This is a genomic window from Brunnivagina elsteri CCALA 953 (assembly GCF_002289455.1).
In the GTDB taxonomy this organism is placed as follows: domain Bacteria; phylum Cyanobacteriota; class Cyanobacteriia; order Cyanobacteriales; family Nostocaceae; genus Brunnivagina; species Brunnivagina elsteri.
In genome coordinates this window covers 1-1,487 of the sequence record NZ_NTFS01000730.1, presented here as the reverse complement: position 1 = coordinate 1,487, position 1,487 = coordinate 1, and the positions used below count along the sequence as shown (strand labels likewise).

Here is a 1,487-nt window from a genome sequence, read left to right as displayed (position 1 = left end):
CTTTACTTACCCTACAATATCCCCTTACCAAATACACCAGAATTTCAACCTGCATTTATCCACCAAGTTCGTACCCTCGTTTGTCTCAGCGCTACAGCACCAGGATTGACGGTCATTTTAGTGGGAGATGTACCCCTCAAAGCCCAAATCGGCACAATTTTGGCATCGGAATTTGGTTCACGGGTACAAGTAGAAAAAACCTGCCTTGATGAAAACGGCATTTTAGTCACAGGTTGGGAATTTTGGCGCGAACATCACAGCGTTTTACCCTCACCCCAATTAATGGTAATTGCCACATTACCCCTACCCTCACTCGAAAATCCCCTAGTAGCAGGTAGAGTTGCCCATTACAAGCGATCGCATCAAGATTGGTTTCGTTTGTACCTATTACCCACAGCCGTAAACGAATTGCAACGTGCGATCGCACCAGCACGGGAAAGCAAAGCGGTAGTGGCTTTACTCGATAGTCGTGTAGTTAATCGCAGCTATGGTGCCCAAATCCTCTCCGCACTTAGTCCCCTTGCCCGAATTAATTACCTCGAACCGAATTTATTCAATGCTTCCGAAGATAATTCTTAATGGGGAATTGGGCATTGGGAATTAACTCGCGAGCCAATTAAGCTATTATCAGGATTAGAGGTCCATCAATCAAATTTTCAATTTTGAATCTTGAATTTTGAATTAACTGAATTAACGATTATGGGTGAAGCAAAACGTCGGAAATCATCATTGGGCGAAAACTACGGTCAAGAAGAAAGAATTCTACCGTGGGTTCCCATCACCAAGAGCCAAAGTGAGCAATTTGTCCAACTCACAACTCGTGGTGCTTGGTATGGCATTAGTGCAATGGTAATTATTTGGGTGACAGTCCGTTTTATTGGTCCCGCTTTCGGTTGGTGGCAAACCATCGGTTAGGTTTTGACACGAACGCTCAACAGAATATTCGTAGGTTGGGTGCAGGCGCATGATAAATATTTGTAACGATATGATAAATCTATATTTGCGCCGTAACCCAACATTTTATTAAATTGCTCGAAGTCGCTATTTTGTGGTTTAAATAATTTCCATTTTCCCAATATCATGTGTTGGGTTACTCAACCTACGGAAGACTACAAAGATTGCGATCGCTGGCAGGCATAATCTCATCCTACCTCTTTTCCCAAAATTATAGTATATTTGAACTATAAAACAAAAACCATTTCAGCGCGGGGATTAGCAAATATTCTTCGTGCAGATAATTTAATTGTCATATTGGGAAACATAAGTGTAGACGACTCAACTGGCAGAAATTCTAGATTGGGTTGGAGTATATAAACGTAGAGCAAGGTTATCGATAAATATGGATATTAAGTTAGGGTTTGGCTCTATCCCCAGAGCGCAGTATATTTTTGTCAGTCAAGAAGGGAATGCTTGCTGGTATATGCTGTCGGAGGATGAACAAAAAGTACCAATTACCGACAAAGCATTAACTGGGATAATTACAGGGA

The 1,487-nt window shown here is 41.7% G+C and carries 2 protein-coding genes; both read left to right on the top strand.

The annotated features are described in order from the left end of the window. Window positions 1-579, top strand: a 579-nt coding sequence (locus CK510_RS30280; protein WP_342746015.1) for a helicase C-terminal domain-containing protein, incomplete at its 5' end; no start/stop codon positions are given. A gap of 120 nt (window positions 580-699) precedes the next feature. Then, entirely contained in the window at window positions 700-915 is a 216-nt protein-coding gene (locus tag CK510_RS30275; RefSeq protein ID WP_095725107.1) for a DUF2839 domain-containing protein, read from the top strand. The last annotated feature ends 572 nt before the right edge of the window (window positions 916-1,487 follow it).

What these genes read in the sequence shown, in the direction of transcription:
- CK510_RS30275 (WP_095725107.1), top strand. Translation starts at nt 700, where the DNA reads ATGGGTGAAGCAAAACGTCGGAAATCATCATTGGGCGAAAACTACGGT.